The sequence below is a fragment of the Phytoactinopolyspora endophytica genome, assembly GCF_004138495.1.
Classification (GTDB): domain Bacteria; phylum Actinomycetota; class Actinomycetes; order Jiangellales; family Jiangellaceae; genus Phytoactinopolyspora; species Phytoactinopolyspora endophytica.
Map to the genome: position 1 here is coordinate 78380 of NZ_ML142865.1, position 5696 is coordinate 84075.

Annotated in this window: 6 protein-coding genes; 2 read left to right on the forward strand and 4 right to left on the reverse strand. The window is 68.5% G+C overall.

Going from position 1 to position 5696, the window contains the following annotated elements; all coding sequences use genetic code 11:
- The first annotated feature begins 338 nt into the window (after window positions 1–338).
- Entirely contained in the window at window positions 339–719 is a 381-nt protein-coding gene (locus tag ELR45_RS26425; RefSeq protein WP_129668991.1) for a hypothetical protein, read from the forward strand.
- Window positions 720–736: 17 nt separating this feature from the next.
- Here ELR45_RS26425 and ELR45_RS26430 read toward each other — a convergent pair whose 3' ends face one another.
- Window positions 737–1111, reverse strand: coding sequence for a hypothetical protein (locus ELR45_RS26430; protein ID WP_129668992.1), 375 nt, complete (start codon window positions 1109–1111; stop codon window positions 737–739).
- 140 nt (window positions 1112–1251) lie between these two features.
- Here ELR45_RS26430 and ELR45_RS26435 point away from each other — a divergent pair, with 140 nt between their 5' ends.
- Complete coding sequence (locus ELR45_RS26435) at window positions 1252–1590, forward strand: hypothetical protein (protein WP_129668993.1); 339 nt, start codon at window positions 1252–1254, stop codon at window positions 1588–1590.
- Here ELR45_RS26435 and ELR45_RS26440 read toward each other — a convergent pair.
- From ELR45_RS26440 to ELR45_RS26450, 3 genes are read right to left on the reverse strand one after another with little or no spacing between them, the layout of a single operon-like run.
- Window positions 1584–2255, reverse strand: a complete 672-nt coding sequence (locus ELR45_RS26440; protein ID WP_129668994.1) for a response regulator — start codon at window positions 2253–2255, stop codon at window positions 1584–1586. The two genes, ELR45_RS26435 and ELR45_RS26440, sit on opposite strands and share 7 nt — an antisense overlap.
- Window positions 2252–3445, reverse strand: a complete 1194-nt coding sequence (locus ELR45_RS26445) for a sensor histidine kinase (RefSeq protein ID WP_129668995.1) — start codon at window positions 3443–3445, stop codon at window positions 2252–2254. The genes ELR45_RS26440 and ELR45_RS26445 overlap by 4 nt, the downstream gene beginning before the upstream one ends.
- A gap of 21 nt (window positions 3446–3466) precedes the next feature.
- A complete protein-coding gene (locus ELR45_RS26450; RefSeq protein ID WP_129668996.1) occupies window positions 3467–5566 on the reverse strand; it encodes an MMPL family transporter in 2100 nt (699 codons plus the stop codon).
- Between the last annotated feature and the right edge of the window lie 130 nt (window positions 5567–5696).

Below are 5696 nucleotides of genomic sequence, written 5' to 3' on the forward strand. Positions count from 1 at the left end.
ACACGGGCGCGGCGCCGTTGCTTCTCGGCATGGTCGCACTGGGTATCGCCGGTGCCGGTGGAGGGCTCGCCCTGCTGCGGCGTCGGCTGAGCTGAATGTCCTAGGCCAAGCCGCACGGCCCCGGCGATAGTCGGAGCCGTGCGGAGCGCATGCCCGATGTGGTGGCCGTGGGTTCGCTCGTCGCGATGACGAGACCCGCGGCCATCCGGGCGCTGTTGGAGAACGCTGTCTATCATTGATGACATGTCCCCCGTGTGGGCGTCACCAGTGGTGAGGCCGATCGATGCCTCAACCCGCGTCCATGGTGCCGGGTGCACGCACACGGCGGCGATCTGACGATGCGTACAGTTCTCGTCGTACTCGGCATCTGGGCGGGCGTCGCGTTCGCGCTCGTCGGCGTGTGGGTGTTGATCGTGAAGATGGCCCGGCGAAACAACGATCGGCGGGAGGCAGGATATGCCCGCGACGCGGTGTCAGCGCCGTCGAGGCGATCGGCTCCGGGTGGAGAGTTGATCCGGCAGGCGTCGACACCATCGGACGCCGGCGACGAGCGGATTGACATGCCACCGGCACAGGCGGTCGTCCGGGCGTGGACCGAGCCGAGCCAGGACCCACGGAAGCATGCAGAGGCACAGCTGGCGGTGCGGGAGGCGATACCGGATCTGGCTTACGCACTCGATCGGCTCGCGGCGGAGTCGCAGCATCGGCGCACTCCGTAGTGCCGACGGCGCCGAGTTCAGTCCGAAGTGGGAGAGTCGTGTATCGAATGCCATGCGTCGATGTGCTCCTGAGTGGCCTCGACCAGCCACGTAGGGCCTCGCCAGGGTGCCGGAATGCACTCGCCAAGGCGGGGTGGCCCAGTGTTGCGGCGGACGTCGGACGCCGGCAGCCACAGATCGCAGGTGCGCCGAGGCGGGTTGTGATCGCTTTCGATGATCACACGGACGTGGGTGCGAGTCCACTCGTGGGCGAAGACCTGGTGCTCCGTCACGCTGCCGTCGGTCCAGTGGACGGTGGCGATGATGCGGCGTATCTGGGGAGTCCGGCCGGACCATCCGGTCCAGTCGGTGGGCATCTCGCTTACCGGGTGTGCCCGGAGGTGTCGCGGCATGCGAATCAGATTAGAACAGTTGTTCCCATGATCGCCATGTCGCTCGGCTCTCGGCTCGCCGGATCATCTTTCTTCGCTGAGGATCCTGGTGTCTGGTGTAGTGCAAAGGGTATCCGTCGCAGGTGACATGGGAGGTAGCGGTGGAAACGCGACAGTTCGGTGATCACGTCATGTATCTGGACCACACACGGGGAGTGGGCCTCTTCGTCGAGTCGGCGGGCCAGTGGGGGGAGGAGCACGTCGACGCATGGGATGACGCGCTGGAGTGGATGGTGCAGAACGGCTGGGACATCCTGGAGAATGAGCCGAAGACCGACCTGCTGCGGGTGGGCTATACGGAGGACGAGAATGCGGCCTACCCGCTCAGCTCGATACCGTGGGCCCGAGTCAACGTGGCCAGCCTCGCGCCGCTCGCGAGCGAGATCGGCGTGACTCTCATGGAGACCCGCCTTCCGATCCCATCCGAAGGCGACTACTGAGCCGGCGTGACCAAGCCGGACTCGTAGGCCACGACGACGAGTTGGGCACGGTCGCGGACCGCGAGCTTGGCCATCATCCGGCTGACGTGGGTCTTGGCAGTCAGCGGGCTCAACGACAGGGCCTGTGCCACCTCGGCGTTGTTGAGACCTCTGGCGACCAGGGCCAGCACCTCGCGTTCCCGCGCCGACAGCCCGGCCAGCCGTTCGGGTGCGACGTCGCCGAGGGACCGGTCCGGAGCCCGCAACGCGCGCGCGATCAAAGCTGCGGTAGGCCCGGGTGACAGGAGCGCCTCACCGGCCGCGACGGTCCTGATCGCCTCCAGCATGTCGGTGGCGCGAGCGTCCTTGACGAGGAAGCCGCTGGCGCCGGCCCGGAGCGTGGCGAGGACGTTCTCGTCGGTGTCGTACGTCGTCAACACCAGGACACGGGTGTGCGCGAGCTCGTCGTCGTCGGCGATCCGCCTGGTCGCCTCGATGCCGTCGATGTCGGGCATCCGGATGTCCATCACCACCACATCGGGACGGCACTCCCGAGCGAGCTCGACAGCCTCCCGGCCGGTCTGAGCCTGCCCCACGACCTGCATGTCAGGCGCGGATCCAATGAGCATGGCGAAGGCGGCCACCAGCAGCTCTTGATCGTCGGCGAGCAGAACCCGGATTGTCACGTGGCACTCCTCACGGGCTCGACGTCGGTCTCCGGCAGTGCGTGCCCGCTCAGTGGGAGTTGCGCGGAGACCATGAAACCGCCCCGCGGACCGGGCATCGCTGTCAGAGTGCCACCGACGCTGCGTGCACGCTCCACCATGCCGAGGATGCCGTGGCCGTCGCTGGACGGCTCCCCGCCACGCCCGTCGTCAACGACGGTCAGGTGGAGCCGGCCTGCTGATCCGGCCACCGACACGTGGGCTCGCGTCGCGTCCGCATGCTTGATCACGTTGGTGAGCGCCTCTTGGACGATGCGATACGTCGTCACGCCCACCGTCGACGGGACGGCCGACGCGTCGACATCGAAGGTCAGCTCGACTTCGAGACCGGTTGCCCGGACGGTCTCAACCACGTCGGTGACCGCGGCGATACCGGGCACGGCCGTCTCGGGCTCGGTCTCGCCGGCCCGCAGGACGCTGAGCGTCGCGCGCAGCTCGGTGCGGGCATCGCGGCAGGTCGCCGAGATGGACTCCAGCGAGGCGGCGAGCGCCGATCGGTCCAGGTGGTCGGGCTTCTCCACCAGCACATGTGCCGCGACCGTCGTCTGCACGCCGACCAGGGTGATGCTGTGGGCCAGCAGATCGTGCAGGTCCCGGGCGATCCTGACCCGTTCCTCGGCCACCTGGCGTGCCGCTTCCTGCTCCCGGGTGCGTTCGGCGCGCTCGGCGCGCTCCACGATGGCAGCGACGTACGCGCGCTGGAGCCGGACCGCTTCGCCGAGCGCCATCGTCATCGGTACCCACCCGACGCTGCTGATCAGGTCCAGCCCGCCTGAGCCGCCGGACAGCAGCATCACTGCGGCGATGAGGACGGCGAGCGCTCCACCGATCTGCAGCGTTCGTCGGCGCGGCCCGGCGGACGCGACCGTGTACAGCGCCACCAGCGGTCCGAGCACATAGGCCTCATGAACGTAGTCGAGCAGGTGGTAGGGCAGGGACACGACGACGACGCCGGCGAGGACCAGCCCGGGATGGCGGCGTCGCACCACGAGCACCATGGTGCCCACGGTCAGCAACGCCCATCCCAGGGCGTCGAGCTGCGCGCCGTCGCCGATCGAGGTGACTGTGGCGATCATCGCCTGCGCGGCCAGTACGACGACGGACAGCAGTACGTCCGTCGACGTACTGCTCAGAGGCCATCTCGCCGTCATCCGTCCATCATCCGCTACGCTTCATCGCCGCACCAGCCCGACGGGTTCGGGAGCTGGCTGTGGAGCCTTGGACAGCCGGCCCGGCCACCAGATCCGGGTGCCGAGTAGCGCTGCCGCCGCGGGCACCAGGTACGCCCTGACCAGGAAGGTGTCGAGCAGGACGCCCACCGCGATGACGAAGCCGAGCTCCACCATCATCACCAAAGGCAGGACGGTGAGCACCGAGAACGTGGCCGCGAGCACGATGCCGGCGGACGCGATCACGGTGCCGGTGGCCTTGAGCGACGAGACCAGGGCTGCCGGTGCGGGAGCGCCGCGCAGCGCCTCCTCCCGTGTCCGGTGCATCAGGAAGATCCCGTAGTCGACGCCGAGCGCCACCAGGAAGACGAAGCTGAGCATCGGAACCTCTGGATCCGTCCCCTCGAATCCGAACACCGGGCCGAACACGAGCCCACCGAGACCGATCGCGGCGCCCCACACCGCCACCACAGCGGCCACCAGGACCAGCGGAGCGAGCAGGCTGCGCAGGAGCAGCGCGAGCAAGACGAAGACGGCGACCAGCGCCAGTGGGATCACCAGGGCTCGATCGGAGGATGCGGTGGCTGCCACGTCGAGATGCTGGGCACTCTCTCCGCCTACCAGGGCGCCGGCCCCGTCGATCGTGGCGAGCTCGGCGCGCAGCAGTTCGATCGTGGCGGCCTCGCCCGCGGACTCGGCCTCGTCGACCGGGAAAGCGGAAATCTCTGCCCAGCCGTCGGCCGACCTGCGCATCTCCGCGTCCGCTACCCCATCGGTCCCGCGTACGGATGTGAGTACCTCCTCTGAGTGAGAGGCGTCGGCGAGGACCGTGATGGGTTGGCTGCTCTGCTCGGGGAAGGCGGCGGCCAGCGTCTCCATGCCGGCGACCGACTCGGGCCGGTCGGTGAACGAGTCCTCCGAGCGCAGGTCTCCCGGGAGGTTCAGCGCACCGAGCGCGACGGAGCCGACCAGCATCGCGCCGGCAGCCAGGACGGTGATGGGGCGGCCGGTCACCAGAGCGCCGACGCGGCTGTAGAACCCGCGGCGTTCCCGGGGCGTCGTCCCGTGCACCGGCACCAGGGGCCAGAAGACTCCGCGCCCGAGAAGCACCAGGATCGCCGGTAGCAACGTCGTCATCGCAACGAGGGCACACACCACGCCTACCGCGCCCACCGGGCCGAGCCCGCTGCTGCTGTTGAGGTCTGCCGCGATCATGCACAGCAGCCCGGCCGCCACGGTTCCAGCGGAGGTCAGGATGGCCGGCCCGGTGCCACGCAGGGCGGCGATCATCGCGTCGGCCGGCGCGTGGTGCCGGCGGAGCTCTTCGCGGTACCGGGCGACGAGGAGGAGGGCGTAGTCGGTACCCACCCCGAAGACAAGCACGATCATGATCGACGAGCTCATCGTGCTGACCGTGATGTCGAACGCGCGCACCAGCGCGTAGACACCGGCCATGGAGGTCACGGCGGCGGCGCCGACGGCCACCAACGGCAGCAGCCACAGGAACGGGCTGCGGTACGTGAGGATCAGCAGGACCGTCACCACCAGCATGGTGGCCATCACAAGCGTCTCGTCGATGCCCTCGAACGCCTCATCCATGTCGGCTTCCAGCCCGGCCGGTCCGGTGACTTGAACGAGCAGGCCGTCGGGGTGGTCGGCGACGAGCTCACGCACGAGCTCGACGTCCTCCCCTTCGCCGCCGGCCTCATCCGCGTCGATGGCGAGCGGATACATCAGCGTCGTCTCGTCGTCGGAGACGTTGCCTTCCGGCATGCCGTTGATGCTGTAGTGCGCCGCGATCTCGGCGACATGGTCCTCCGCTGCGTCACGATCGGCCCGGGAAAGCCCGCTGTCGCGCTGATATACGAGGAACATGTCCGTGGTGCCGCCGCCTGGAAGCTCCTGCTGGATCTCGGCCACCTGAGTGGATTGCGCGCTGGCGGGCAGGTAGTCGATCTCGCTGTCCGTGGTGGCGTCGCCGAGCTTCCCGACGACGGGTACCGCCACCAGGAGAACGATGACCCAGAAGGCGAGCACGAACCACGGAACGGCCCGGCGCAGTAGCGCTCCCCGCCTCGGACTCGTCGGTTCGGATGTGCGCATTCGGATGCCCTTCCGTGTGAGGCCTGAGATTCTCTGTGACTCCAGGCTCTCGCTGGTAGAAGGGCTATCTCGTCCCGCTGACGGCCGAGATCGGCATTACTCCATCCGGAGTCGGCGGGCCGGTGGTACG